The 26,182-nt window shown below is 57.7% G+C and carries 21 protein-coding genes and 1 pseudogene; 15 read left to right on the top strand and 7 right to left on the bottom strand.

Translation table 11 applies throughout. The annotated features are described in order from the left end of the window. Window positions 1-57: 57 nt before the first annotated feature. From ACR0M3_RS15670 to ACR0M3_RS15645, 6 genes are read left to right on the top strand one after another with little or no spacing between them, the layout of a single operon-like run. On the top strand, window positions 58-984 hold the full coding sequence (locus tag ACR0M3_RS15670; RefSeq protein WP_480911598.1) for a glycosyltransferase family 2 protein: 927 nt from the start codon (window positions 58-60) through the stop codon (window positions 982-984). A gap of 1 nt (window position 985) precedes the next feature. Then, entirely contained in the window at window positions 986-1,960 is a 975-nt protein-coding gene (locus ACR0M3_RS15665; protein ID WP_480911596.1) for a lysylphosphatidylglycerol synthase transmembrane domain-containing protein, read from the top strand. Continuing rightward, window positions 1,957-3,396 carry a protoporphyrinogen/coproporphyrinogen oxidase gene (locus tag ACR0M3_RS15660; protein ID WP_480911594.1) on the top strand — a complete coding sequence of 480 codons (1,440 nt, stop codon included), beginning with the start codon at window positions 1,957-1,959 and terminating at the stop codon, window positions 3,394-3,396. The genes ACR0M3_RS15665 and ACR0M3_RS15660 overlap by 4 nt, the downstream gene beginning before the upstream one ends. 3 nt (window positions 3,397-3,399) lie before the next feature. Next, window positions 3,400-4,143 (top strand): polysaccharide deacetylase family protein, encoded by a 744-nt coding sequence (locus ACR0M3_RS15655; RefSeq protein ID WP_480911592.1) that lies wholly within the window; start codon window positions 3,400-3,402, stop codon window positions 4,141-4,143. 33 nt (window positions 4,144-4,176) lie between these two features. Beyond that, on the top strand, window positions 4,177-5,148 hold the full coding sequence (locus ACR0M3_RS15650) for an NAD-dependent epimerase/dehydratase family protein (protein WP_480529129.1): 972 nt from the start codon (window positions 4,177-4,179) through the stop codon (window positions 5,146-5,148). 34 nt (window positions 5,149-5,182) lie between these two features. Then, window positions 5,183-6,712: a GMC oxidoreductase gene (locus tag ACR0M3_RS15645; protein WP_480911590.1), complete on the top strand. Its 1,530-nt coding sequence runs from the start codon at window positions 5,183-5,185 to the stop codon at window positions 6,710-6,712. Between the two features lie 22 nt (window positions 6,713-6,734). On the opposite strand, the gene ACR0M3_RS15640 is transcribed toward ACR0M3_RS15645, so the two are convergent. Together ACR0M3_RS15640 and ACR0M3_RS15635 are read right to left on the bottom strand one after the other, a co-directional pair. Further along, a complete protein-coding gene (locus ACR0M3_RS15640; RefSeq protein WP_480911588.1) occupies window positions 6,735-8,000 on the bottom strand; it encodes a glycosyltransferase in 1,266 nt (421 codons plus the stop codon). 142 nt (window positions 8,001-8,142) lie between these two features. Next, window positions 8,143-9,285 (bottom strand): glycosyltransferase family 4 protein, encoded by a 1,143-nt coding sequence (locus ACR0M3_RS15635; protein ID WP_480484476.1) that lies wholly within the window; start codon window positions 9,283-9,285, stop codon window positions 8,143-8,145. Window positions 9,286-9,460: 175 nt separating this feature from the next. Here ACR0M3_RS15635 and ACR0M3_RS15630 point away from each other — a divergent pair, with 175 nt between their 5' ends. From ACR0M3_RS15630 to ACR0M3_RS15620, 3 genes are all read left to right on the top strand, one after another. Next, window positions 9,461-10,606, top strand: coding sequence for a glycosyltransferase family 4 protein (locus ACR0M3_RS15630; protein ID WP_480911587.1), 1,146 nt, complete (start codon window positions 9,461-9,463; stop codon window positions 10,604-10,606). 173 nt (window positions 10,607-10,779) lie between these two features. Beyond that, window positions 10,780-11,673 carry a glycosyltransferase family 2 protein gene (locus ACR0M3_RS15625; RefSeq protein ID WP_480911585.1) on the top strand — a complete coding sequence of 298 codons (894 nt, stop codon included), beginning with the start codon at window positions 10,780-10,782 and terminating at the stop codon, window positions 11,671-11,673. A gap of 14 nt (window positions 11,674-11,687) precedes the next feature. Beyond that, a complete protein-coding gene (locus ACR0M3_RS15620) occupies window positions 11,688-12,632 on the top strand; it encodes a glycosyltransferase family 2 protein (RefSeq protein WP_480911584.1) in 945 nt (314 codons plus the stop codon). A 31-nt stretch (window positions 12,633-12,663) separates the two neighbouring features. Here the strand turns inward: ACR0M3_RS15620 and ACR0M3_RS15615 are convergent, their stop codons facing one another. Beyond that, window positions 12,664-13,110 carry a GDP-mannose 4,6-dehydratase gene (locus ACR0M3_RS15615; RefSeq protein ID WP_480911582.1) on the bottom strand — a complete coding sequence of 149 codons (447 nt, stop codon included), beginning with the start codon at window positions 13,108-13,110 and terminating at the stop codon, window positions 12,664-12,666. Window positions 13,111-13,120: 10 nt separating this feature from the next. Between ACR0M3_RS15615 and ACR0M3_RS15610 the strand changes: the two are divergent. Further along, window positions 13,121-13,354, top strand: a pseudogene (locus ACR0M3_RS15610) (integrase core domain-containing protein); the annotation flags it as partial. Between the two features lie 119 nt (window positions 13,355-13,473). Here ACR0M3_RS15610 and ACR0M3_RS15605 read toward each other — a convergent pair. Beyond that, on the bottom strand, window positions 13,474-14,508 hold the full coding sequence (locus tag ACR0M3_RS15605; protein WP_480484471.1) for a Gfo/Idh/MocA family protein: 1,035 nt from the start codon (window positions 14,506-14,508) through the stop codon (window positions 13,474-13,476). A gap of 278 nt (window positions 14,509-14,786) precedes the next feature. Here ACR0M3_RS15605 and ACR0M3_RS15600 point away from each other — a divergent pair, with 278 nt between their 5' ends. From ACR0M3_RS15600 to ACR0M3_RS15590, 3 genes are all read left to right on the top strand, one after another. Then, window positions 14,787-15,872: an NAD-dependent epimerase/dehydratase family protein gene (locus ACR0M3_RS15600; protein ID WP_480911580.1), complete on the top strand. Its 1,086-nt coding sequence runs from the start codon at window positions 14,787-14,789 to the stop codon at window positions 15,870-15,872. A gap of 180 nt (window positions 15,873-16,052) precedes the next feature. Beyond that, window positions 16,053-17,423, top strand: a complete 1,371-nt coding sequence (locus tag ACR0M3_RS15595) for a nucleotide sugar dehydrogenase (RefSeq protein ID WP_480900679.1) — start codon at window positions 16,053-16,055, stop codon at window positions 17,421-17,423. Between the two features lie 380 nt (window positions 17,424-17,803). After that, complete coding sequence (locus ACR0M3_RS15590) at window positions 17,804-18,007, top strand: hypothetical protein (RefSeq protein WP_480484468.1); 204 nt, start codon at window positions 17,804-17,806, stop codon at window positions 18,005-18,007. Window positions 18,008-18,011: 4 nt separating this feature from the next. On the opposite strand, the gene ACR0M3_RS15585 is transcribed toward ACR0M3_RS15590, so the two are convergent. Continuing rightward, window positions 18,012-19,019, bottom strand: coding sequence for a replication initiator protein A (locus tag ACR0M3_RS15585; RefSeq protein WP_209507478.1), 1,008 nt, complete (start codon window positions 19,017-19,019; stop codon window positions 18,012-18,014). A 401-nt stretch (window positions 19,020-19,420) separates the two neighbouring features. On the opposite strand from ACR0M3_RS15585, the gene ACR0M3_RS15580 reads away from it, so the two are divergent. Continuing rightward, window positions 19,421-20,836: an AAA family ATPase gene (locus ACR0M3_RS15580; protein ID WP_209599307.1), complete on the top strand. Its 1,416-nt coding sequence runs from the start codon at window positions 19,421-19,423 to the stop codon at window positions 20,834-20,836. Window positions 20,837-20,909: 73 nt separating this feature from the next. Beyond that, window positions 20,910-21,926: a ParB/RepB/Spo0J family partition protein gene (locus tag ACR0M3_RS15575; protein ID WP_480911578.1), complete on the top strand. Its 1,017-nt coding sequence runs from the start codon at window positions 20,910-20,912 to the stop codon at window positions 21,924-21,926. Between the two features lie 71 nt (window positions 21,927-21,997). On the opposite strand, the gene ACR0M3_RS15570 is transcribed toward ACR0M3_RS15575, so the two are convergent. Next, on the bottom strand, window positions 21,998-23,917 hold the full coding sequence (locus ACR0M3_RS15570) for a hypothetical protein (RefSeq protein ID WP_480484465.1): 1,920 nt from the start codon (window positions 23,915-23,917) through the stop codon (window positions 21,998-22,000). 374 nt (window positions 23,918-24,291) lie between these two features. Continuing rightward, window positions 24,292-25,347, bottom strand: a complete 1,056-nt coding sequence (locus ACR0M3_RS15565) for a tyrosine-type recombinase/integrase (RefSeq protein ID WP_480529108.1) — start codon at window positions 25,345-25,347, stop codon at window positions 24,292-24,294. Window positions 25,348-26,182 lie beyond the last annotated feature (835 nt).

Below are 26,182 nucleotides of genomic sequence, written 5' to 3'. Positions count from 1 at the left end.
ATCTTGCAGCGGGGGCTGGGGCTGGGACTATTAAGTGAATAAAAGGTTTTCATTTTCATGAACAAAGTCGCAGAGCCGATGGTGACGAACAGCACCACATCTGAAGAGCTGGTCGCATCGGAAACCGCCGGCATGAGCCTGAGCGTGGTCATCCCCGCTTATAACGAGGAAAACGCCGTCCGCCATACTGTCGAGGACGTGCGCACCCATCTTGAGCCGCTGAATATCCCTTACGAGATCATCGTGGTGGACGATGCAAGCCAGGATAATACCCGCGCCGAGGCCGAGGCCAGTGGTGCCACCGTTACCTTCAACGACGTCAATTCCGGCTATGGCGCCAGCCTCAAGCGCGGGGTGCGGATGGCGCAGCATGAATATGTGGCCATTCTGGATGCCGATAGCACATACCCTGCGCGCTATCTGCCGGGCATGCTGGCCATGTGCCGTGATCAGGACATGGTGGTGGGCGACCGGGGGGCGGCGATGAAAAACGTGCCGCTGCTGCGCAGGCCGGCCAAGAAATTCCTGTTCGCCTTCGCTTCATTTCTGGCCGAGCGCAAGATCAACGATCTGAACTCGGGCCTGCGCGTGTTCCGCAAATCCGAGTTGGTCCCATTCCTGCCGCTGCTGCCGCAGAACTTTTCGTTCACCACCACGATCACGCTGTGCATGACGTCGAATGGCAAGCGGATGATCTATACGCCCATCGAATACGGCAAACGGGTGGGCAAATCGAAAATCCGACCGATTGATTTCCTGAACTTCATCATCCTGATCCTGCGCATCAGCACGCTCTTCAATCCTCTGCGGGTGTTCATTCCGCTGGGTCTGGCATTTTTCACGTTGGGCACGGTGAAGTTCATTATCGACATGTTCTACTGGAACCTCAGCGAAACTGCAGTGTTCTCATTCCTGGCCGCGATCATGATCTGGTCACTGGGGCTGATCGCCGACATGATCTCGCGGCTGCACCTCAGACCGTGACATGAGCGGCAGGCTGCTTTCCGACCCAAGTCAACGGCGTTGGCTGATCCGGGTGGCCGGATCGGTCGTGGTGCTGGCGATCCTGTTCTGGTTGCTTCCCGCTAAGGCCATCGTGACGGCACTGAAGTCGATCCCGATCTGGGTCTTTCTATGCGTGCTGACCCTGTTCCTGCTGGCCCATGTGGGGGCCGCGCTGAAATGGTGGCTGCTGCTGAACCGGGGGCTTCCGCCCCTGCTGGCCATCCGGGCCCATTTTGCCGGACTGGCCGCCAATCTGTGCCTGCCCGGTGCAATTGGTGGTGATACGGTGCGGGCCGGTCTGGCGCAGGCCGCGATGAAAGACGGCGCGCAGGTCGTCGCGGGCGCAACCGTTGACCGGCTGATCGACATGGTCGCCCTGCTGACCCTGTCCTGTCTGGGCCTGGTCCTGACATGGGAAAGCGCGGCGGGCGGGCATATGATCTGGCCCGTGGCGCTGATCCTGCTGGCCGCGCTGGCGGGTATGGTCGCCTTGCCGCGCCTGCTGCCCCTGCCCTGGCGCTATGTCCCATCCCTGCCCGGCAAGGGGTTTGCCCATCGTCTGGCCGATGCACTGGCCGGGATGGGCCGCAAACCCGGCACGCTGGCAGTCGCTTTCATCGCATCTGTGCTGATCCAGTTGCTGCTGGTCCTACTGGCCTGGTGGCTGGCCATCGCGGCAGGTGTCGATGTGGCCGCCGGGACATGGATCTTCGCCTGGCCGCTGGCCAAGATCATCGCCGTGCTGCCCGTGTCCTTGAACGGACTAGGCCTGCGCGAGGCCACGCTGGCCGGGTTTCTGGCCCCATTTGGCGCCAGCGCGCCTGCGGTCGTGGCCGCCGGGCTGGTCTGGCAGGTAGTGTTGTTTACGGCAGGCGGGCTTGGCGCGCTGGTTCTGACCCTGTCCGGGATGCGGTTCAGCACCCCGGCAAATTCCCAAAAGGAAGAGTGCAAGTGACGGATGTTTCCCGACCCAACGGCGACGACAAGCCCCATATCATCATACTGGGTGCCGGACCGGCCGGGCTGGCCGCGGCCCATGCGATAACCGGGCAGGCCCGCGTGACGGTAATCGAACGCGCCGCTATTGCCGGTGGCAATTCGGCTTCCTTCCCGATTGAGGGTGTGATCTGCGATTATGGCTCGCATCGGTTCCACCCGGCGGCAGAGCCTGAGGTTCTGGCCGATGTGAAAGCCCTGCTGGGGGACGATCTGCTGCTGCGCCCGCGCCACGGGCGCATCCGGCTGGGCGGAAAATGGATCCACTTCCCATTGAAACTGACCGACGCGCTGATGCGCCTGCCCAAACCCTTTGCCTTGTCGCTGATCGGCGACATGGTGCTGAAGCCGTTCCGCAAGAAAAGCACCGGGCCCGAGACATTCTCGACCGTGCTTTATGACGGGCTGGGGCCGACGATTTCGGACAATTTCTATTTCCCTTATGTGCGCAAACTGTGGGGGCTGGACCCGGACAAGCTGGCCGTGAAACTGGCTGAGCGCCGGGTCGGCAGCGGGTCGGTCGGCAAGATCCTGATGAAGATGCTGCGTCTGTTGCCAGGGCTGCGCAGTGAAACCGCCGGGCGGTTCTTTTATCCGCGCAAGGGGTTCGGTCAGATTTCCGACGCGATGCGGGACAGCGCGGAAAGCAACGGGGCAACTTTCCTGTTCAACACCGAAATCACTGCCATCGAGAGGGACGGCAACCACATCACTGGCCTGACGATCCGCGAGGGCGAGGGTGAACGGCGCCTGACCGGCGATCTGATCCTGTCGACCATCCCGCTGACCGGACTGACCCGCCTGATCGACACGCCGCCGCCCGAGGTGGTCGAGGCGGCTCGCGCGATCCGCTTCCGGGGCATGATCCTGCTGTATCTGGTGCTGGAGACCGACCAGTTCACCGAGTTCGATGCACATTACTTCCCGGAACTCTCGATCCCGATCAGCCGGATGTCAGAGCCCAAGAACTATAACGCCAGCGGCACGCCAAAAGGCGTCACCGTGCTGTGCGCCGAACTGCCCTGCGACCCGGATGAGAAATGGTGGTCCATGTCCGACGAGGAGCTGGGGCAGGAATTCACCAAATGGCTGGGTCAGCTGGGCCTGCCGGTCACGGTTCCGGTGCGCCGCTGTGAAACCCGGCGGCTAAGCCACGCCTATCCGGTTTACGATATGGGCTATGAAGAGCGGTTCGATACGGTGGATCAGTGGCTCTCAAATCTGGATGGATTGCTCGTATTTGGACGGCAGGGCCTGTTTGCCCACGATAATACCCATCACGCCTTTGCCATGGCCTATGGCGCGGCGGATTGCATCGACGGCAAGGGCCATGTCGACCGCGCGAAATGGAACAAATATCGCGAGGTCTTTGCCACCCATGTGGTGGAAGACTGATCCATGTCCGCCTGGCAGGCCGATATCCTGATGTATCATTCGATCTCGGATGCGCCGGGGCCAACCTCGATTGCACCCGAGGTGTTCAAGGCACAGATGAAGGCGCTTGCGGACTCGGGCCTGCCGGTGGTCACACCTGATGCGCTGGCCAACCCGCCTGCCCCCCGCGTGGTCATCATCAGTTTCGATGACGGGTTCCAGGATTTCGCCGATACCGCCTGGCCGATCCTACGCGAACATGGCTTCTGCCCGATCGTCTATCTGCCCTCGGGCCTGATGGGCGGCAGCGACAGCTGGGCCGGAGGCAATATCCCTGCCCGCCCGCTGATGGGCTGGGACAGGGTCGAGACGCTGGCAGCTGAAGGCGTCTGTTTTGGCGCGCATAGTGTCACTCATCCCGATCTCACCACGCTGGACGCGCTCATGCTGGAAGAGGAAGTCAGCGGATCCGGCCAGGACATTGCCGCCCGGCTTGGCCAGCCCACCCGACATTTCGCACCGCCTTATGGCGCGTCGAACTCTAGCGTGCTCAGACAGGTCGCGCAGCATTACGACACCTCGGTCGGCACAAGGCTGGGCGTGGCCAAAGCGGGGGATGATATGCACGACCTGCCCCGGCTCGAGATGTTCTATTTCAACAACATCGCCCGCTGGAAGACACATCTTGCCGGACGCGGCGGGCCCTATCTCACGGCCCGCAGGGCAATGCGCGGCATCCGTGCGATGGTGCGGGGAAAATCGTGGTAAAGTTGGTTCTTACACAGTGACTGGTACAAACAAATGCATATTCTGATTACCGGCGGCGCCGGGTTTATAGGCTCCCATTTAACGGAACGGCTGATCGGTGAAGGGCATCGGGTCACGATCCTTGACGATCTGTCGACCGGGCTGATGTCCAATCTGGCTTCTGTTGCGGATCATCCGGGCTTCACTTTTGTCAAAGGCAGCATTCTTGACCGGGGGCTGGTCGCCGAACTGGTCGATCCGGCAGATGTAGTGTTCCACCTGGCGGCGGCCGTCGGGGTCAAGCTGATCATGGACGAACCCAGCCGGTCGATCCTGACCAATGTGGCGGGGACAGAGAACGTGCTGGATGCCGCGCTGGTGAACAAGACGCATACGTTCATCGCCTCCAGTTCCGAGGTTTATGGCAAAAGCACCAATTTCCCCTTTCAGGAAGAAGGCGATCTGACCATCGGCGCCACCCGCAATCTGCGCTGGTCCTATGCCTGTGCCAAGACACTCGACGAGTTTCTGGCACTGGCCCACGCGCGTGAATCCGACCTGCCGGTCACGGTGCTGCGGTTCTTCAACACCACCGGTCCGCGTCAGACCGGGCGCTATGGGATGGTGCTACCGAATTTCGTCAAGTCAGCACTGGAAGGCGCGCCGCTGATGGTCCACGGCACTGGTGAACAATCACGCTGTTTCGGCCATGTCGCCGATGTGGTCGAGGCCATGTGCCGTCTGATGACCCTGCCCGAGGCGCGCGGCGACGTCTTCAATGTCGGCACCGATCAGGAGGTCACGATCCGCGAGCTGGCCGAACAGGTCATCCGAACGACCGGCTCTGCCTCGGAAATTCAATGTGTTCCTTACGACACGGTCTATCCCGAAGGCTTCGAAGATATGCAGCGCCGCCTGCCTGATGTCTCGAAACTGCAACGTGTCACCGGGTTCCGCCCGATGCGAACGCTGCAGCAGATCATCGATGACATCGTCGCCGAGATGAAGCGCCCGGTTCCCGCATGAGGCCGCATACCCCGACACAGACGGGCCCAACCTCGTGACCGATCTGGTCATCGGATCGGGGCCATCGGGGGTGTCCGTGGCCAAGGCCCTATTGGCGCGGGGGCGACAGGTTTTGATGCTGGATGGAGGGCGCAGACTGGAAGGCTCGGCGCAGGCTCGCCGTGACAGGCTAGCCGCGGCCGGTCCCGAAAGCTGGTCCGCCGATGATGTAAAAGCCTGGCAAACTCCTCAGTTCGACACGCCATCTGGGCAAGTCCGCCGGTTCGGGTCGGATTTTGCCATGGTACCGGGGGCGGAAACGCTGGTATCGCCCGACCGGATCGGATTGCGCGCCTCACACGCCACAGGCGGGCTGTCCAATCTCTGGGGCTCGGCCGTCTTGCCCAACCGCGCCGAAGATATCGCCGACTGGCCGATCGAAATTGACGATCTGTCACCGCATTACCACGCGGTTGCGGAATTCCTTCCCATCAGCGGTCGGGTGGACGCATTACAGACTCTGTTCCCCACCCTTTCGATGCAGGATCGCGCCCCTCTGACCCCATCGCCGCAAGCCGAACGGATGCTGACGCATCTGGATCGCCAAGCAGCGATGCTTGCGAAACTGGGAGCCCATGCCGGTGCCGCGCGGCTGGCTGTTGAACCCGGTTGCCAATATTGCGGCCAGTGCCTGCATGGCTGCCCTTGGGGTCTGATTTATGCGTCCGGGCAAACGCTTGACGTCCTGCGTCACAATCCGGATTTCCGCTATCGCACCGGTCTTGTCCGCCAGTTCGAGGAACGCCCGGGTCATGTCACGGTCACGCTGGAGGACGGCGAAACCCTGCAAGCCGACCGTATCTTTGTCGCCGCCGGGGTTCTGGAAACCGCGCGGCTGATGCTGGCGTCATCTCCGAACTCCGCAGCCCGCTTGCAACTGCAAGACAGTCAGCATTTCTTTCTGCCCAGCCTGCACCGCTGGCGCGCGCCGCGGCGCCCGGACCGAAGACCCTATCACACCCTGCCGCAGATCTTCATTGAATTGGATGACCCCGCGGTCTCACCGCATTTGGTCCACGCGCAGGTCTATACCTGGAACGAGTTCTATGCCCATGATCTGATCAATACTTATGGCTCGAAACTGCCCGGATCGGCCCCGGTATGGAGGCTGCTGGCGCAACGACTGGTCGTGGCGCAGGCGTTTTTACATTCTGCCCATTCCGCCCGGATCGATCTAACGATGGCCGCAGACGGGCGGCTGACCCCGACCGTGCAAGGTAATGACGAAACCGAACAGGTCATGGCGCGCGCCACGGCACGCATGGGGCAGGTTCTGAAACTGGCAGGGCTTGTGCCGCTGAGTTTCGCCCGCCGCCCCGGCGATGTGGGATCCAGCTTTCACGTGGGCGGCTCGGTTCCCATGGCCAAAACGCCTGGTGCGGGGCAGTCGGATATTCTGGGGCGACCGAAAGGGCTGTCACGGGTACATCTGGTCGATGCCTCATGCCTGCCAAGCATCCCGGCCACAACCATCACTTTCTCGGTCATGGCCAACGCCCACCGGATCGGAATGCTGGCCCCCTGACAGTGTTACAACTCCGAGGTGTTTATCCAGCGCCGGTTTCAAAGACCCCAGCTTCCAGCGCCGCAGCCAATCTTTGGTTTCCTGCACCATGGGCCACGCGCGCCAGCGCCGCGCCATACGCCTCCAGCACGGGTGTTTCGTGCCAGATCTCCAGAAACGCCTTACGTGCTGCAGCACCCTGAACTGCGCGCTGGTCAGGCTGGTGCTGAAGGTTACGCATCGCTGCAATCAAATCATCCTCGGTCTCGAACAGTTCCCCGCCCCCTGCCCGCTCGACGATCTCGGGGAACGGACCCAGCCGCCGGGCGATCACCGGCGTGCCCAACCGGAAGCTTTCGATCAGGATGATACCGAAGGTTTCATAACAAACCGAGGGCACAATCAATCCAAGTGCGCCGCGATAATAGGCATTCAACTCGTCAGGTGTCTTGCGGCCCAGGAATTTGATCCGGTCATTGCCTGCGGCTTGTGCCTTCAGCTCATCCGCGTAATCGCCATCTCCGAGGATCAGCAGATCGGCATCCGGATAACGATCAAAGGCCGGGAACACATCCTGCAACCCTTTGATTTTTTCCAGCCGTCCGACAAATAGGAAATAGGGGCGTTCGTGTGCTGCCGGTTCCGGCAAGGCGTCCTGATCCAGATCGGGCAGGAAATAGGGCAGCACCTGCATCTCCTGCCGCAGGCCGAACTCGCGATGCTTGGCCCGACTGAATTCGCTTTTGGCGATGATCAGGTCCATGTGATCCAATGCCCGGTCCAGCGCCCCGGTATAGCGCCACAGCTGCGGCGGGCGTTTGTAATTCAGCACGCAGCGCAGGCACTGGCGGTCATCGCACAGCTCGCGCCCGTGCCGCCACAGCACATGCGTGGGACAGACCAGCCAGTGCTCATGCGCCTCATAGATCTTCAGCCCTTCGCCCATCGGCAACAGGCCGGGCCCGCCGATCAGCGAAGTATTGTTGTGCCATATGATATCCGGCTTCCGCTCGGCCAGTATCTCGCGGATGCGGGCGGCATGGACAACCGGGCGGCCAAGCTGCTGGGTCAGCAGGTTCGACATCATGCCATTGCGACTGCGCAACCCGATCCGCCGGACCCCGTCCGGGGCACCTTCTGGCTGTGGTTTGCCGCCCAGGATCAGATAGCTGTCTTCGTCATGCACCACCGTCACGTCATGTCCCCGCGCCACCAGCGCCCGGGCCATGCGCTGAATGCCAATGGCATCACCGCCAAAGGAATAGGGGGGATAAAATGTGGTGAACATCAGAATGCGCAAAGACTGCATGTGACTCAAACCGGATTACCAATGACTTTCCAGTATGAAAGCATGATCCATACCGTGATCGAAAGATGGAACTTGCCCTGATGCCCTGTTCACACGCTGTGTTGCGGGCATGCTGCAAGGGAATGCGGCTTTTGCCCGCTGTTCACTCAAGAAGACTGAAATAAAGCGCCTCGATCTGCCGATTGATGTGGTCAGGATCAAATCGACTCTCTTTCGATCTCTCCAGGGCACTGGCCGCCATACCGGTGCGCTTTTGATCATCTTCGAGAATGTGCTCAACAGCCTGCGTGATCGCCGCGACATCGCCAATTGGTACACAGGCGCCGACCGTATCATGCACCAACTCGTGAACACCGGAACAATCGGTGGCTACAACCGGGGTTCCGACCTGGAACGCTTCGGCAATAGAGATGGGCAGCGCCTCCCACCGCGAGGTCAGCAGCATCAGATCCGCTGCCCGCAAATAGCGATAGGGAACCTCGGTACGTCCGGCGAAAAACAAATGCTCATCCAGACCGCGCTGTGTTGCCAGTGCCCGCATCTCCTGATCCAGTGGCCCGTCCCCGACAACAACAAAGCGATAGTCGGGGTGGGTATCCTTCAGACGCGCGACGCAATCGATCAAGACGTCAATACCCTTTTGATAGGCCACCCGCGCGAGAGAGACGACAAGATGCGTACCGCCGCGCAGCAGGGTTTTTCTCAACTCGGCAACGTCCTGATCCGTGTCCTCAGGCGGTGGCTTGATCCCAAGTCCTATGACCCGAAGCTTGTCCTTTGATACATTGGCGATTTCGGCCAGATCCTCAGCGGCCCGATGGCTGGGCGTCACCACCAGATCAGCATGGCGCGCAATCTTTCCAAACCCCCTGATCCGCTGTGGGTCCGACCCGTGATACGTCACGACAAGCGGGATGTTCAGATGCATCCGCGCCAACAGCGCCACCAATGCTGGTGCAGATTCATGCGCATGAATAATGTCGATACGCGACTTCGAAAGCCAGCGACGCAAGGCAATCGCCCCATGACCAGTATGGGCAAGCCTGCGCATCAGCCTGCCACCATCCGCCCCAACATAGCGTGTCGGGATGGACAGAAAGCCATCTTCGTGCTTTTGCCCCGCCCATTCGCCCGGCGTTCCGGCGAGGAAAACGCCATGACCCTGACCTTTTAGCCAGATGCCCAGATCAAGGGCATGTCTGGCAATCCCTCCCATTCCGAAATCCGTGCACATCTGTGCGATCCGAAGATGCCGTCGATCATCTGATTCCGTTACAGCGTGCATTTACGAATCCGCCCTTCAATTGGCCTCGATGATGTAGCAACAGGGATGCAGGGATATCAAATGATTGTGGGCCGCGCTCTGCCTGCCATAGAGTAAGCTCATGATTTGGATTTAAATCCTCCGTCGCTGCTCGAAGCAGTTGGGCTAAGGAATTTCGCAGGTACGGGGTATCATCATGCATGTCGGGATTGATGGGACGACTTGGCGTAATGAGCGCGGGTTTGGGCGCTTCACAAGAGGTGTGCTCGAAGCTTTGGCAACTCGGGACAGTGGGTTTCGTTACACCCTGATCTGTGATCAGGAACCGTCTTACCCGGTTCCTCAGGGGGTCGATATCGTGGTTGCGCCAATGCCGAACGGATCAGATGTGGCAAACCGGTTTCAGATGCATCAAGCAACGCTCCGACTGAGATGCGATGTGTTCTTTTACCCCACCGTTTTTTCGTATTATCCCCTGCTGTCGCGGGTCCCGAAAGTCATCTGTATCCACGATACGATCCCTGAACGCTTTCCGGATTTGATCTTCCCCTCAAAACTGAATTTTGCGCTGTGGAAAGCAAAAACCACGCTCGCTAAATTGCAGGCCACGCGGTTCATCACCGGTTCTGAATCGTCGGCCCGAGACCTGCAATCCATTTTGGGCATTCCGCGCAACAAGATTGACCTGACAACGATGGCTGCGGCCCCCGTTTTCAAAGAGATAAGTGATAACAATAAGATAGAAGAAATTCGAGAGGAATATAACATTCCTCCCGGGGCCCGTGTTCTCGTTTATGTGGGCGGCTTTAACCGCCACAAAAATGTGCTGCGCCTTATCCATGCGATGCCAATGATCCTGGAACAACATCCTGATGCTTTTCTGGCCATTGTCGGGCGCACAACGGGCGACCGGTTCTGGGATAATGTCGAGGATTTACAGGCTTCGGCCCGAGCCAATGTGATTGCGTCAGAACGGATCATTTTCACCGGCGAGATTTCGGATGAAAAGCTGGCGCTTCTGATCAATGCCTCACATGCGCTTGTGCACCCTTCGCTCTATGAAGGTTTTGGCTTTCCCCCTGTCGAAGCAATGGCCTGCGGCACCCCGGTTCTGGGGTCTGATGCAAGCAGCGTCCCAGAAGTTGTCGGCGATGGCGGACTGCTGTTTGACCCAACCGATGCGTCCTCGATTGCCCATCAGACAAACAGGTTGCTAAGTGACGACGATCTTCATGCGCGCCTGTCAAAGCAGGCCGTACGCCAGGCCGCAAAGTTCACTTGGAATCGTGCTGCCGAAATGACCGAGATCAGTTTTGAAAACGCGTTTAAAAAGCGCCCCTAAAATAACTCCTGATATAGAAACAATTTATCGAAAAGGAATTTATTAGTGCGGAAAATGCCACAAAAATTAACGCGCTCCGGGGTTTTCAGACCCAGATGTAAACGCAGTTCCGTTTCCATGGTCGACTATGGTCAGATCCTCCCGAAGGATACAGCTCACACCGGAGAAAACACATGACGCAGCATCAGATTTCGGTCGTCATTCCATGCGTCAACTCTCTGTCTGATTTTCGTGGGTGCGCCGCGGCTTTGCAGAACCAGACCGGCCCCCAACCCGAGATTATCGCTGTTATACGCCTCGGCCCGGACTTCATTCGGGATGTTGAGACAGAATTTCCAGACGTAAACATTCTGGCAGTCCCCGAGGACGCTACAATCCCTCAGATGCGCGCCACAGGCATCCGGGCCGCGACAGCCGATGCTATCGGGGTCATTGAAGATCACGTGCTGGTTCCGCCGAACTGGACCCGGCGGATGCTAGATGAAATCGCGGCCGGTTCGGATGTAGTGGCCGGGCCTGTCGATAATGAAGCCAAAGAGACCCTGATCGATTGGGCGGCGTTCCTATGCGAGTACAGTGCCGTTCTACCCCCTCTGAATGATGGCCCCTCGGACTGGCTTCCGGGCAACAACACGGTCTACCGACGTGATGTTCTGGAGCGGTTCGATGCCCTGCTGGATGATGGCAAATGGGAAAACCACCTGCATGATCATATGCGCGCAGATGGTATCTCTATGACCCTGCGCAATGACATCGTTTCCGGGCATAAGATGCACTATACATTCGGTCTGTATCTGACCCAGAGATACCTGTATTCCAAGAGTTTCGCCGGAGCTCGGGTCAGCGAGGAGTCGAGCGGTAAAAGGCTTATTATGGGGCTCGTTGCTTTTGCGTTGCCTCCGATCGTCTATTACCGCGTGGTCAGAAACGTCATAACCAAAGGGCGTCATGTGCGTCGGTTGTGGCCCTCCCTGCCTTTGCTGGTCCCGTTTTCACTGTCCTGGGGACTGGGTGAGGTTGCCGGATACTGGTTCGGGGCCGGTCGGTCTCTGTCCAAGGTTCGATGAGAGAAATGTCTGTGATGAACAATCCAGATCCTTCACTACCTGATATCTCTGTCGTTGTGGCTATCGTTGATGGGGGAGCCGCGCTTCGGGCATGTCTGAATGCGCTTGCCAATCAGATTGGTGAATACAAGGTGGAAGTCATCGTGCCATATGATCAGCTGTCGCTTGAAGATGCCGGAATGGCAGATGATTTCCCCAGCTTCCGGTTTCTCGATCTCGGGGTACTCGCAGGCGGTATGGTGCCAAGAAACGCCCTTGATCTGCACCGGTTCTGGGACATCCGCCGTTCCGAGGGCATCAATGCCGCACGCGGGTGCCGGATCGGCCTTGTCGAAGATCGCGGCATTCCGGCCGAAACCTGGATTGCCTCGGTGATGGACCTGATGGATGAGACCGGGGCCGCAGCGGTCGGGGGGTGTGCTGACAACGGATATGATACGACCTGGAACTGGGCCGTTCATATCTGCGACTTCGGGCGCTATATGGCCCCTCTACCGACCGGTGAGACAGATTTTCTATCAGCAACCAATGTGTGTTATCGCGCCGACAAGCTGCGCGCACTGCGTCATCTGTATGAACATCGGTTCTATGAACCCTCCATCCATGCTGCCCTGCAGGCTAACGGTGACAAAATGGTTCTGTCAGATCGCCCCAGAACAACCCAATACCGTCCGCGTATTCCGACCTTCACACTGGCGGGCGAATGGTTTCATTGGGGCCGTAAATATGCCCGCATTCGGTCCGGCGAAATTTCGTTCGGGTTGCGCGCCTTCCGCGCAGCCGTAACTCCGCTGTTACCGTTTGTTCTGTTTACCCGGCATATGCGCAACCAAATGCACAAGCGCGTTTATCTCCGCAAGTTCTGGCCTGCTTCCCCGCTGGTTTTCTTGATCGTGACGATGTGGGCCTTTGGCGAATTGATTGGATATTTCCAGGGGGAAGAGCCCGAAACAACATAAAAATGGCGTAAGAACACTTAATTTTAAGCGCTTACATCAACATCCATTCAAGTGTTTCCTTCAGGCCGTAATTTGGCCCGTCCTGGGTGAGGCTGCGGTACAACGTGACACCCCCCATCAATTCCTTCACCTCATTGGCCCGCACAAACTGGGGGTTCACGGTCACGGTCAGATTGTGCCCGGTAATGTCGATGCACATATCCACAATGTCCTGCAAAGGGGTCGCCACTCCAGAGCAGATATTGACCTGCCGCCCGCGCAAATCCGGACGCAGCAATGCCCGATAAGCACGCGCCACATCGCGAACGTCGGAAAAGTCCCGGGCAACATCCAGGTTACCCAGTTCGATCTGCGGGGCGCGCTGCCGGAAATGAGCCACGATTTTAGGGACAAGGAATTGGGCATTCTGCCCGCCCCCCGTGTAGTTAAAGGGGCGCGCGATGACGATCGGCAAGCGATCCGTAAACAGCTGAGCCATATATTCCATAGCCTACATCGAACCCAGGTCACCCTGGGAGAACGGCTACTGCGAAAGCTTCAACGGGCGCATGCAGGACGAGCTGCTCAACGGCGAAATCTTCTACAGCCTGCGCGAGGCACAAATCCTGATCGAACAATGGAGGAGACACTACAACACAAAACGCCCCCACAGTGCTCCGGGCTACCGCCCACCAGCGCCTGAAACCACCATCCCGATGGATCACAGGCCAATGATGCACTAACAATCAATTTGGACCAGTCAGATCGGGCTGCTCACAGCGGGCCTTCGCTGATCCGGTCACCAAACGCGCCGGAATTGCAAGCTGATGAACCAGGAACAACAGGTGCAATATACCAGTTCTTACTGGGGCAGTTCGACCACCTGATTTGTGCGACTGCTCTCGATCACCGCATTGGCAATTTCAATTGACCGAAGCCCGGCCTTGCCGTCTGCAATTCGGCCACTCGAATCTCCATCGCACAGTTTGATAAAATCCCGTAATTCCTCTGCGAACGAAATCTTGGCCGTTGTCTTCCATGAGAACAGTTTTTCGCGGACTGCAATGTCGAAATACCTGCGCGTTGTCGTAGTCGGCGTCCCGCCGGGTTCCGGCATCGTGATAAGAACATTCTTCATTGGTGCATATGCACCCATCACCATGCCATGTGTCCCGTGCACTTCGATTGCAAAATCATATCCGCGCCATTCTCCCCAGCTGGCATGATAAACTGCGGGCACACCCTCGGGATTTCGGAATATCGCAACTGCGGTGTCCTCGGAACCCGGCAGGTTCCATACACGTTCACCGGCGACACCATAAACCGAACTCACCTCGCCCAGCATGTGACGCACGATATCGCTCATGTGAATCCCGATATCCCACATTGCTCCGCCACCGGATTCTGGCACCTTGTATTCCCAGTCATGGGTAAAATGGGCCAGCCCGTCATGCCCACCAAAGGCACGAATATGAGTAATGTCTCCGATTGCCCCGCTGGCTATGGTGTCTTTCACATAAGCGAATGAGGGGTAATACCGCATGTTGAAGCCCGTGGCGATCACCCGACCTGCGGCCTTTGCCTCGGCCAGCATCTGACGACAGGTTTCGGCGCTGTTGGACATGGGTTTTTCAACCAGCACATGCATCCCGTGTTTCAGGGCGCTGACACATGGGTCCTCATGCGTATGCGGAGGGGTTGATACCACGACCGCATCCATATCCGTTTCCAGAAACCGCTTCAGGTCGGTGAACACAGGAGCGCCCCCGGCGACACTGCGGGCGGCTTCTTCAGACAGATCCAGAACGGCCGCCAGCGTTGTATCCGGGCATTCCTGAATGGTCTCGACCCGCAGTTTGCCAATTTTCCCGGCCCCACCAACAACCCCGATACGCATGGTTTTCTCCTCACAAGACAGACCGCAAACAGCCCGGACCCGAACTGTCAGCTTCACATAACAATATTCTCTTGAGGAGTATGCGCCACGGCGACGTCTGTACGCCGGTTATACCGATCGTCATCGAATTCCTCATTAACAAACGTGGGGCACAGCTTACCCCGTACTTATGACAATAATTCGTCCTCTGCGCAGTAGCACAGGCACCCACCCTAGGCTAGGCTTCTGCTTTGAAACACATTGTGCCGGGTCTTGAATTTGAGACGAAGAAAAAGACTATGACAGCCACCGGACCAGATCATCTCGACGGCAAGGCCGTCTTCGTGACAGGGGCGACAGGGTTTATCGGCAAGCGACTTGTTCCGGCTCTCATCAATGCCGGTGCCCGGGTCACCGTCCTGTTGCGCAACCGCCATGGTCGGCAAGCCTTCAGCGCGATGGGGGCACGGGTCATACAGGGAACGGCAGGGGATCGCGCCTTACAAGAAAAGGCCCTGCGTAATCAGGATGTATTATACCATCTTGCCTATGACATGCGCGCTACGGCAACGGATAATCTTGCCACCTTCGAGACCCTCAGAACCGCCGCAGAAAAAGCCGGGGTCGGACGAATCGTTCATGCCAGCTCTATCGTTGTCTATGACGGATGGCCGCAGCAAAACCTGACCGAGAGCTCCCCGATCTCAAACGGCAAGGCTGACCCATATCGGCGCGCCAAGATTGCGATGGAGCAGGCTCTGTTGCAGGGAAACTGCCCCGCTGCGATCCTGCAGCCGACACTGGTTTACGGGCCCGGAAGCATGCTCTGGACAGATAAGCTGACCCGCTGGCTTGCCGCTGGTACCGTGGTGCTGCCCAAACCGGAAGGGCTGTGCAACGCTGTATTTGTGGACGATCTGGTACAGGCCATGTTGTGCGCTGCCGCGCCGGAAGACCTGCAGCAAGAGCGGTTCATCATCTCGGGCCCCACCCCCGTCAGTTGGTCGGCCCTGCTGTCCGGTTATGCCGATATCATTGGCCGAGGGAAGATCGGGCTCATTCCCCAGGAAACACTCCGGGCCCGATTGCCCGATGAAGAGCCGGGCGAAGTACCAGACACACAGTCGCTGGCTGCACGGGTCAGTACCATAGCGCGCGCCTGGATCGGTCGGGACCGGTTCGAAAAACTGGTCCAAACGGCCACACAACGGCTGCCCCGGCAAAACGAACTGTATCCTGACCGTTATATGCTGGAGCTATTCTCGGGTACGGGACAATGCCAGATCGATCATGCCCGCATACGGCTGGGATATGAGCCCGCTTATGATCTGAAAGCCGGGCTTGAAGCCACGCGACCCTATCTGGAAGCCAACTTCAAAAAATGAACAATTAAGTAAAATGCCAATAATTGAAGCCCTTTTTGAAACACTATACGACCCGCCGATACAAGGCCGACAAATTAGTTGGATTCGCTCCGATTCCTGCCTATCCGTTAAGAAAGGATAATTTCCTGCTGCCCGTCCTGCCTTTGATTTCAGTCTGACTTTGTACGATCAGGATAGATTATGAACTACGAAACCTCGCACCATCTTTCCCTCAAGCAGCTTATCGCGGCGCGCGATGCGCGGGTTGCTGTGGTTGGGCTGGGCTATGTCGGGCTGCCGCTGGCGCTGACCGCCTATGATGAGGGGTTCGATACCACCGGCGTTGATCTCAACCCTGACCGGGTGGCACGGATCAATCAGGGCGATCAGGTCATATCGTATCTGGCGTCAGACCGGATCGCACAAGCGGTAGACAGCGGCAGGTTCCGCGCAACGCAGGACGCCGCGGCACTGGCCGAGGCCGATATCATCCTGATCTGCGTGCCGACACCGCTGACCGATGCACAAGACCCGGACATGCGCTTTGTCGCCGCCGCCGCCGAAACCATCGCGCAGCATCTGCGCCCCGGTCAGATGGTGGTGCTGGAAAGCAGCGTCTGGCCCGGTGCCACGACCACACTGGTTCAGCCGATCCTTGAGGCGGGCGGTCTGCGCGCGGGTAGTGATTTCTTCCTGGCGTTTTCGCCCGAGCGCGAAGACCCCGGCAATGACAAGTTCGACACGCACAGCATCCCGAAGGTGGTGGGCGCCGACGATCCGCTGTCGCGGCAATTGGTCGAGGATTTCTACCGCGCTATCGTCACCAGCGCCGTTCCGGTCAGCTCGGCCGCCACAGCCGAAGCGGTGAAGCTGGTCGAAAACAGCTTTCGCACCGTCAATATTGCGCTGGTCAACGAGTTGAAGACCGCGCTTGAAGCAATGGACGTGGATGTCTGGGAAGTGATCGAGGCCGCGGCCACCAAACCGTTTGGCTTCATGCCCTTCTATCCCGGTCCCGGAATTGGTGGGGCCTGCATCCCGGTGTCTCCGGCCTATCTGGCCTGGCGCGCCGCGGATGCAGGATCTGATACGCCGCTGATCAATCTGGCCCGTACCAGCAATGACGCCGTGCCATCCATGCTGGCGGCACGGATGGCGGCCGAACTGGCGGCGCGTAACGGCTCGGCCATCGCCGAGACCGGGCAGCCCCTGACCGGACAGCGCATCCTGCTGATGGGCATCGCCTATAAGCGCGATGTCGAGGATACCCGCCGCAGCCCCGCGCTGGTGCTGCTGGACGAATTGGAAAAACTGGGGGCCGAGGTCGACTATCACGACCCGTATTTCCCCCGCCTGCCCGAAGGCGGCGAATATCCGCAACTTGCAGGCCGAACCTCCCAGCCGCTGACGGCGGACAACCTGAAACGCTATGCGGCGGTGGCCGTGATCACCGATCACAGCGCCCCGGATTACGGTCTGGTCGCGCGCGAAGCGGCGCTGGTTTTTGATACGCGCAATGTTTTTGAAAAAGCGGGGATCAGGGTGACGGACGGGCGTCTGGTCAAGATGTGACCCCCTCAGCCCCCTGACATTTGGTGACCGAAACGCACGTTCATCTGGCATTCCATCCAAGCAACCGCGGATTGACAGAGCGGTGCCATAGGCGAACCTTTGCACATTTTCAGGGGTGCGGGCGTTCCATATTGCTGTCACAAAAGTTTTGAGAAACTATCCTCTCAGACATTCCTATGTCTCAATAAATTATAAAGCGGTGTGGCACGAGTAGTGGAGCAAAGCTCCTCCCGGTAAAAATAACCAAATTTTAACCCTCTGTAGTTCAAAGTTTTGCCATGATTTCACCGCGAAATCATTATGGGCATCTGCCCAATGGCTGAACTGCAACCACTTGAGGGCTGGCCAGACCAAGACCATAGCCGGAGGACTTGGAGAACATGATCGGAGTTATCGGAATAGCCATTCTTGTCGGCTTGTGCGCCGGCGGGTTTGCTTTGTTCTCCGGTGCGTCCATCCTTATGGCTCTGGGCAGCTATGTCCTCTTCGGCTGGCTGTTCATCATTGCTGCTCTCATCGTCATCGGTGCTGTCAAAGCCGTGAAGACACGCGTGCAGAAACAAAACCCCGCCTATTCCAGCTAAGCGCCTAATCCCGCCCGGCGACCCTCTTGGCCACATAGCCCAGAAACGCCCGCTGCGGGTTTCTGATCTGCGGGCGACCGGACGCGGCCCAATAGGCCAGCCAGTCCGCTTCCAACGCATAGACATCGCGGCCCGGTGCCATTGCCCTGGCTTCCTCCAGCGCCTGTGACGGCAGGATCGGTTTGTCCGGTCCCTCGACCACCTGGCCACGGCGCGAAAAGCGGATCAGGTCGCCGGGCTCTTCGATCATCTCATAATCGGGCAGGTGATCGGCTGCGATCATGTCGCGGATCATTTTGCGGAACACCCGCCGGGGCGAGGCCGAGCCCGATTTCTTCAACAGCACCTCGACCGAAATCCGCCACTCGGGCTGACGACCGCAATGTTTGCGCGCCAGCTCATAGATGCGCCGCTCGAGCGGTTTGCGCAGGCGGAAGTAATCGCGGCTGAGGGTCAGCACGGATTTCGCCAGCACCGCGCGAAACAGCCAGTCCGACAGTTTCACACTGACGCTGACCATCCGGCCCGCCCGGGTGTGGCGAACGATTTCCCAGCTTTCGATCAGGCCAAACCCGGTGGTGGTTTCCTTCTCGCCGGTGACAATGTTGGTGGTGATCCGGGTGCCTGCCAGCCGCTCAAACGCTTCGCGCAGACGCTTGTAGCCATCGCCGCTGGTTTCGCGATTGGTGGCCACCAGCAGATCATGCGCCTTCAGATGCAACACCCGGCTGACCGTCCGGCCCGCATTGATCGCTGCCATCAACTGGCTGATGCAAAAGATCAGGATGTCCTTGTCGTGGATCGTCGCCAGCCCCCGCACCGAGGGCGTCACCGTGATCTCGACCCCGTTATGCTCGTAATTGAGGATCCGGCGATCCGGCCGGGTCGAGAGCGAAAACATCGGATGCTCCATCGAGCCCATATCTGTCTTGGGCAGCGCATCGAAGATATCGCATACAAAAAAATCACCCGTTGGGTGCCGGTCGGGCAACAACGCCCCTGACCCGCTCATACTGCCCTGCCCATATGTCCTGCCCGAATCTTTGTTCGTGGTTTTATTGACGCCTACCGTAGAGTTATCCACAGGACGCGTAAAGCCGCCGGAACGTGGGATCAGAGTCGCTTGAACGTGGGATCAGAGTCGCTTGAACGTGGGATCAGATTCACTATGAATGCTCAAAAATACAAAAACCTCTTTTTTTTCTTATACTTAAAGTCATCAGGATTTCTCCGTAACTAATAAAATAACAGGATTCTAACTGGATATTTTTTTGCCGGACACTCAAAACCAGTGTTTCAATCGATAGTTACTCCTTAATTTTGCTTAGAAAATCCGGTTTTGTGCTCATAATGCTTCCACATGCTTCCTTTTGTGGTATATTGATCAAAACATAGCACATAGGCAGGTTTTCAATGCGAGCAGCAACCTCCGAGGGGCTTCCCCCTTATTTCAATATTGATCCGGATCTGGCTTATGCTGAACTTGGAAATCCAACCGGCACGGGTGAGTTTTCACAAATCGCGGATGCGTGTGCACGGGGGCGCAGTGATCTGGCAAACCGGGGGCTGGAGGAAAACGGTCAGAAGAAGCTGCGCCTGTTTTCAACCTGGGAAATCACCAAATATCTGATCCCTGTTGCACCCGCCCATTTTCGGCGCGTGCTGAAGGGCAACCCGGACTTGCCGCAGGGGCAATCCGAAACCGAGGGTGGGGCCAAGTGGTTCACGCTGGATGAGGTTCTGCGGCTGCGGGCACATTTTGCCTCGGAGGGGTCCAAAGCCAAGGAGTACCGCCCTTACCGGCCCAACGGGCTACCTGCCAAGATCGTTTCGGTCGCCAATTTCAAGGGCGGTGTTGGCAAGACCTCAACCTGCGCGCATCTCGCCATGTCTGCCGCCCTGGATGGTTACAAGGTGCTGGTCATTGATCTGGACAGTCAGGGTTCGATGACGTCGATCTTTGGCGGCAAGGTGAGCGATGAATGGCAGACGGTGTTCCCCTTACTCGCCCGTCATTACGCCACCCATCTGCGCCGTGACAATCAGGGGCGGCTTGATCGGGGTGAGGCACCGCATCCGATCGACGACACCTTGTCCGAAGCGCTGAAGGTCCGCAGCAGCGATCTGATCCAGACCACCCATTGGCCGAATATCGACCTGATCGGCGCTCAGCTGAACCTGTACTGGGCCGAGTTCCAGATCCCCGTCTGGCGAATGCAGGGCCGCAGCTGGAAGCTGTGGGATGCGCTGACAGATACGCTGGACGAAGATGGGGTGCTGGACGATTACGATATCATTTTCATCGATACCCCCCCTGCTCTTGGCTATCTGACGATCAATGGGCTTGCGGCCTCGGATATCCTGCTGGTGCCCATGGGGGCCTCGTTCCTGGAATTCGACTCCACCGGGCGGTTCTTTGACATGCTGCATTCCACGTTTCAGTCCATCGAAGACGGAGAGAACATGGCGGCCCGCGCGTTGGGGCGGCCCGAGATGGCCTTTCAGTGGGACGCAGTGCGCACAATCATCACCCGCTATGACGGCAGCCAACAGGCCGAGCTGGCCGGGCTGATGCAAGCCTATTTGGGCCGCACCCTGTCGCCGCATTGGCAGGGCTACACGGCGCTGATCGGGCAGGCGGGGGAACAGGTCAACGGTATCTACGAGGCCGATTACCGCGATTTCAACCGCGAGACCTATGTGCGCGGGCGGGAAACCTTTGATGCCACCTATGCCTCATTCAAGAAGCTGCTGATTGGCGTCTGGCGAGGTGAGGAACTGGCGCAGCAGGCCGAAGCGGCGGGAACGCCGGAACTGGCGCTAAGGTGATCATGTTTCGCGCGCGAAACACATCAGTGGCGCCCGAAACAGGGTCTGATCTGCGCTGGAAAAGGAGAATGTGATGGCAAAACGCAAACGGTTGACCCCTGCCCGGCCGGATTATCTGGAAGACACCCGCCCTGCCCCCGGGTTGAACCCTATGTTTCCTGCGGATACGCCCCGCGCTGCGCCTCCGGTTGCACAGGTGGCCGGAGCCACGGCGGCTCAGGCGGCACTGGAGGAGCTGTCCGGAGAATTGCGTGCGGCCCGTGCCGAGGGGCGGCTGGTACAGGACCTGCCGCTGGATTCCATCGAGGAAACCTACCTGGTACGCGACCGCATGGCGGCAGATGACGCGGATATGGAGGCGCTGAAGGAAAGCCTGAAAGCGCGCGGTCAGCAAACCCCGATTGAGGTCGTGGAGCTGCCGGAAGGGCGTTATGGGCTGATCTCTGGCTGGCGTCGGATGACAGCGCTGCGGGCGCTGGTGCATGAGACGGGTGAGGCGCGCTTTGCAACCGTGCGTGCGTTTCTCAGGCAACCACAGAGCGCATCTGACGCTTACGTGGCCATGGTCGAGGAAAATGAGATCCGCGTCGGGCTGAGCTATTATGAGCGCGCCCGGATCGTAGCACGCGCGGCAGAGCAGGGCGTTTACCCGGATGAAGCCGCCGCCCTGCGCGGGCTGTTTGCCTCGGCCAGCCGGGCCAAACGATCCAAGATCGGGTCTTTCGTGGCGATTTATCACGCGCTGGACGGCCATTTGAGATTTGCCTCTGCCATCCCTGAGCGGCTGGGATTGTCTATTGCGAAGGTTTTGAAGGAGGAGTCGAAAGCGGCTGCTTTGATCACCAAAGCCTTGCAAGGGGTCGCGCCCGAGACATCGGAAACTGAGATATCGGCTCTGACCTGCGCGGCAAACAGCCTGTCATCAAGGGATGCAAAATCGCCTGCTCCCGAGACGGTTTCGAAAGAGACATTCGGTGACATTCACTTGAAACAGAGTCGAAACGGTTCACAAGTCACCCTGTCCGGCCAAGGGATGTCTGAAGAATTTCTTATGGAACTGAGAACCTGGCTACACGCACGCAGCACCTGATGTTTCGCGCGCGAAACACTGGGCGAGAGTATGCAGATGCAATCGGGAGGAATTATGTGAACCGGGGGTTGCTATTTGAGATACCAGACCGAATAACGAACGCCTTCGTGTAGAAGCTCTGCGTCACGATTTGTCATCCACGACGATAGTGAGAATTGCCTTGTTCTTTCCGATAAAACCACCAAAGGTTTACCCAGCTCATTGCGAATTGAGCGGTAGGCCTGCTCCCTTGCCTCAACTGACCCAGTGTTCAGAAAGGTGTTTAGGCGGTTTTGTCTGGATTCTAGCAAGGCAGGATCAAAGCCTTTGACATCATACAGAAGGTATCCGTTCCTCATCCCCAGTCCGGTTAGCTGAGCATCTTCATTGTAAAGGACATACACTGGACGTCGTGTGAAGGGCGTGACATGCAGCTCGGTTTGCCCAACTAAAGTCGGCGTACCGGGTTCTGTTTTTTCTCGTATGACAGTCAGGGCGTCGCCCAGCCCTGCGGGGTCCGACAGTTTTTGATCTAAGTTTGAGAAACTAATCTCAAAAGGTGCTTGATCAGTTTTCATCCTTGGGTAGACGGACATGCCCCCGCCGACGATGATTACAAGAAGAAGTATTGCTCCGGTCCATGGTACTCTAGACTGTTGCCAAAGACGCTCGAGCAACAATGCTACAAAAGGTAGGCCGCATATTGCTGCAACCATCACAAATTTGTACTCGTTGCGAAAATTTGGGATATGCAGAAGTACCGCCATGGAACTTGAAGTAACTGCTGCAATCGACAAGAAAATGAGCTGTCCACGAGGTATGGGGCATCTTTTAGTCAAAAAATACAGCCACGCAGAAATAGGGATCAAAAGTGCGGTTATGGTGGCTACGGCATGACGCCAAATCTGCCCCGGGACATTAAGTTCGATCCCTGCTCCCGTAATGCGATCACCTGTTTGGTATGTTACGAGGAAATATGTGCAAGCCGCTGCCAAGACTACAGACATATACAGCAGCGCAACATTTCTTAGGCGTTCTTTGAGGTTTTTGGTTCTGTCAACCATCCATGTAATGCCAGCAGCCCCTAGGAATACCGCTGCAGACGGAAGATAGAGCGGATAAACGAGCCCGGTTCCAACTAGACAAATTAGCCATATAGGAACCGTTGCTCTAAGGTTTTGCGACGAGCCCGAACGCAGAATTGTGAGCAACAATGCTAGCAGAAGAATCAACCCGACCTGGTTGGTGTTCAGATAAAGAAATTTTAAGCCGGTAGCATCATAACGTGGATCTCCCATCAGAAAGTGAAAACGTTCAATTCCACTCCAAAGTGATGAAGAAATGGGTTTGGCCAGTACACCGATTGGGTTTGTTGACAAGGCGGCGATGATTGGTGCCAAAGACATTGCCACGACCCTGCCCCCAACAGCTCTGACGACGAGAATGGACAGAGTGCCAAATCCAAACGCCATTGCCGGGTTGATCCACAGATAGGCGCTTATTGGAGATTGGTTGAGAACCTGAGTAAGCAAAACCCGTTGGAGATGTCCGAACCAAGGATAGCCCGTACCCAGTCCGGCTAGTTGCCATTCTTCTGGTGCCGTTGGGTTCTCCATCAAGGCATAAATTAGATCGGCATGCAGAAATGTGTGTGACCATTGATAAACGTTTGGTGCGTTTGCATGTATAATCAACACTGCTAAAGGCAGTACCAATGCGCCGGGAATAATCTGACGATAGCCTTGGATAGGTACCCATTGCCAAGATCGAGCGATTAACCATACCGCACCCAAGTTTGTTATCAGGATAACCCAAGGAATGTGGTCCGTACCAACCCCCATATACGCCAAGGCTAGAAACTGTGCGCAAGACATTGGGATTGAGAGGGCAAACGAAAGCCCAAGGCGATCCCAGAGGTCCACATTTTTTAGTAATCCAGAAAACGCGATCCATGCACCGGGCAAAATGAGTAATGGAAAAAGCAGTATTCCACGCAACAAGATTTCAAACATAAACGATTTACCCACTTAACACCAATTATGCTTAAGCTTTTCATTCGAGCTGCCATGATGCAATAGAAGGTTGTTCCGGCCGCAGTAAGATTGACACCATAAGACCGGGCGGTATGAGATCGGCTGCGGTTGCACAGTTTTCTAGAATAACCAGCAAGCCGCAGGCTGTGCGATGCCGGGTTGGTTGGGTCCTTGATTGAGGTTTCTTGGTGGTAAGAAACTTAGAATCCGAGAGTTAGTCTACCGGGTTTGTATTCCTACGTTCTGGTGATTTCGAAGCCGTCCTTTGTGCGTTCCAAAATCAGGCGTGAGGGCGCAGGGGACCGGCACGCAAGTCGTCAGCCTGATTGATCTTACGGCATTGGTCGAACCGTCTACCCCAACAGGTCCGTTGCCGGATTCTCTGCGATATCGACGTCGTCATAGTATTTCTGCGCCTGTGCCATGGAGCGGTGCAGGGACAAGCGCATGGCGGCCTGGATCGGGGCGCCATCCAATGCGGCTTGCGTCAGAAACCCCGAGCGCAGCCCGTGGGGCGAGGCGAAGCCTTCAGGCAGCCCCGCCAGTTTCAGTCGGTGTCGAACAATCTGGTAGATCGCATCAGGGGACAGGCGGCGCTTGAGCACGTGGTCGGCCTTGGAGATGGGCCGGAACAGCGGCCCATCCCCGATCTGGCCCACCTCAATCCAATGCACCAGCGCCTGTGCCGCGCGGGATTTCAGCACCAATCGCGGGGTGTCGCCCTTGCTCGTGGTCTTGGTTTCCAGCAGTGAGATCCACACCAGACCCTTGGTCTCGAACTCTTTCAAGGACACATCTTCCCGCATCAGAGCCGTAATCTCGGAGCGTCGTCGCCCACCGCTGGCCCAACCCAGCATCAGGATCGCCCGGTCGCGACAATCCCGGCGAGAGCCGCGACAGGTGGCCAGCAGCTGCTCCAGCACATCGCGGGTGATCGGGTGCTGCGATTTTGGGGCAGGGGGCCGGGCTGCAGCCCGCCGCGCCTTGGACCGCGCCTGTTTCACCTGCGGAGCATCGAAGGGCGCGGCGAGGTTTTTCATCCGGTGAAAGGCCAGCCAGGAGGCAATGCGCCGGTCCAGCGTTGACGGGGCCGGGCAGGCGAGGGACTTGCGCAGGCCTTGTTTGATCAGAGCCTCCGCGGTCCGGCGAGCGCGATCATCTGGCGCTGCGTCATTGAGATTCCGGGCGTGATCGAGAATGAAAGCCAGCGCGATGTCTTGGCGCTCCGGCCACTCAAGCGGCTTCTTGAAGGCCACATTGGCCCAGGCGGTGATGTAGAGCAGGTCGCGCTCATAGGCCCGCAGCGTGTTGGCCGGGGTGCCGCGGACATAGAGATCGGTCAGCGCCGCCTGATCGGCTTGGGACAGGGCAGGGGAGGCGGCCGGGAGATAGGGGACAGCGGGCTTCATGGCACCTATTCTGCGTGCATTTTTCAGCAAAATCAAATAAACACGATAAGCGATACTTATCAAGATTAATAAGGTGTCAGAGAATGCGAGAAAGTACTGTGCGAAAATGCCAGATAATGCACTTCATGATGGTAGATCCCCGTATTGAAAGGTTTTATGTCCGTTGAAGGTCGACCCTGTCTGCCTCCTGCGGCAAAACTCGTCCGATTAGGAACTCGTTGTTAGAATATACTATAGTGACGCAATCCGCTGGGGCTATCCCTGACCGAAACCGGATTACGGCGTAATCCGCGCGCAACACGGTGTTCTTGGCACATTCTCCATCAAAGAATGCGCGACGTGCTTGCAATAACTGGTACCAGCGCACGACATCGGGTTTGCTGGTTGGAATGTATTTGAAATTGAAGACGAAATCCCGTCCGTTAAATCGCTCCATCCCTCCCGGGAAACGGATCGCCCTCCAGAATTGATCCTCCTGCATTACGATTGCCGCATTCGGTGCCGTGTTGGCACGGATCCATGATAGAACATCACGCTCAGAGGCGCTGAGAGCGAATTCGAGCCTGATATGTGGGGGAGACCGCGTGACGATTTGCGCCGGTTTGGGCAAACTTATAGGAAAGATCGAAATAGTTGATCTCGTTACCCGACCATTGCACCGGCTACATAAATGGACCGATGCCCCCTATTCCGGCTAGGGCGAGTAACCAATAGCTACGACTTGCTGCAATGTAGCCGGCTTGCTCGAGACCTTCTTCAAGACCATCAAGGCAGAGCTGATCTGGCGCAGGTCGTGGCACACGCGACGAGACGCGGAACTGGCAATCTTCCAGTA

The organism is Ruegeria sp. O5 (assembly GCF_056535105.1).
Note: the sequence above shows the minus strand (reverse complement) of the source record. Positions and strands in the feature narration are given on the sequence as shown.

Excerpts from the sequence above, each read along its gene's own strand:
- ACR0M3_RS15670 (WP_480911598.1), top strand. The coding sequence starts at position 58 with ATGAACAAAGTCGCAGAGCCGATGGTGACGAACAGCACCACATCTGAA.
- ACR0M3_RS15665 (WP_480911596.1), top strand. The coding sequence starts at position 986 with ATGAGCGGCAGGCTGCTTTCCGACCCAAGTCAACGGCGTTGGCTGATC.
- ACR0M3_RS15655 (WP_480911592.1), top strand. The coding sequence starts at position 3,400 with ATGTCCGCCTGGCAGGCCGATATCCTGATGTATCATTCGATCTCGGAT.
- ACR0M3_RS15650 (WP_480529129.1), top strand. The coding sequence starts at position 4,177 with ATGCATATTCTGATTACCGGCGGCGCCGGGTTTATAGGCTCCCATTTA.
- ACR0M3_RS15640 (WP_480911588.1), bottom strand. The coding sequence starts at position 8,000 with ATGCAGTCTTTGCGCATTCTGATGTTCACCACATTTTATCCCCCCTAT.
- ACR0M3_RS15635 (WP_480484476.1), bottom strand. The coding sequence starts at position 9,285 with ATGCACGCTGTAACGGAATCAGATGATCGACGGCATCTTCGGATCGCA.
- ACR0M3_RS15630 (WP_480911587.1), top strand. The coding sequence starts at position 9,461 with ATGCATGTCGGGATTGATGGGACGACTTGGCGTAATGAGCGCGGGTTT.
- ACR0M3_RS15625 (WP_480911585.1), top strand. The coding sequence starts at position 10,780 with ATGACGCAGCATCAGATTTCGGTCGTCATTCCATGCGTCAACTCTCTG.
- ACR0M3_RS15620 (WP_480911584.1), top strand. The coding sequence starts at position 11,688 with ATGAACAATCCAGATCCTTCACTACCTGATATCTCTGTCGTTGTGGCT.
- ACR0M3_RS15615 (WP_480911582.1), bottom strand. The coding sequence starts at position 13,110 with ATGGCTCAGCTGTTTACGGATCGCTTGCCGATCGTCATCGCGCGCCCC.
- ACR0M3_RS15605 (WP_480484471.1), bottom strand. The coding sequence starts at position 14,508 with ATGCGTATCGGGGTTGTTGGTGGGGCCGGGAAAATTGGCAAACTGCGG.
- ACR0M3_RS15600 (WP_480911580.1), top strand. The coding sequence starts at position 14,787 with ATGACAGCCACCGGACCAGATCATCTCGACGGCAAGGCCGTCTTCGTG.
- ACR0M3_RS15595 (WP_480900679.1), top strand. The coding sequence starts at position 16,053 with ATGAACTACGAAACCTCGCACCATCTTTCCCTCAAGCAGCTTATCGCG.
- ACR0M3_RS15590 (WP_480484468.1), top strand. The coding sequence starts at position 17,804 with ATGATCGGAGTTATCGGAATAGCCATTCTTGTCGGCTTGTGCGCCGGC.
- ACR0M3_RS15585 (WP_209507478.1), bottom strand. The coding sequence starts at position 19,019 with ATGAGCGGGTCAGGGGCGTTGTTGCCCGACCGGCACCCAACGGGTGAT.
- ACR0M3_RS15580 (WP_209599307.1), top strand. The coding sequence starts at position 19,421 with ATGCGAGCAGCAACCTCCGAGGGGCTTCCCCCTTATTTCAATATTGAT.
- ACR0M3_RS15575 (WP_480911578.1), top strand. The coding sequence starts at position 20,910 with ATGGCAAAACGCAAACGGTTGACCCCTGCCCGGCCGGATTATCTGGAA.
- ACR0M3_RS15570 (WP_480484465.1), bottom strand. The coding sequence starts at position 23,917 with ATGTTTGAAATCTTGTTGCGTGGAATACTGCTTTTTCCATTACTCATT.
- ACR0M3_RS15565 (WP_480529108.1), bottom strand. The coding sequence starts at position 25,347 with ATGAAGCCCGCTGTCCCCTATCTCCCGGCCGCCTCCCCTGCCCTGTCC.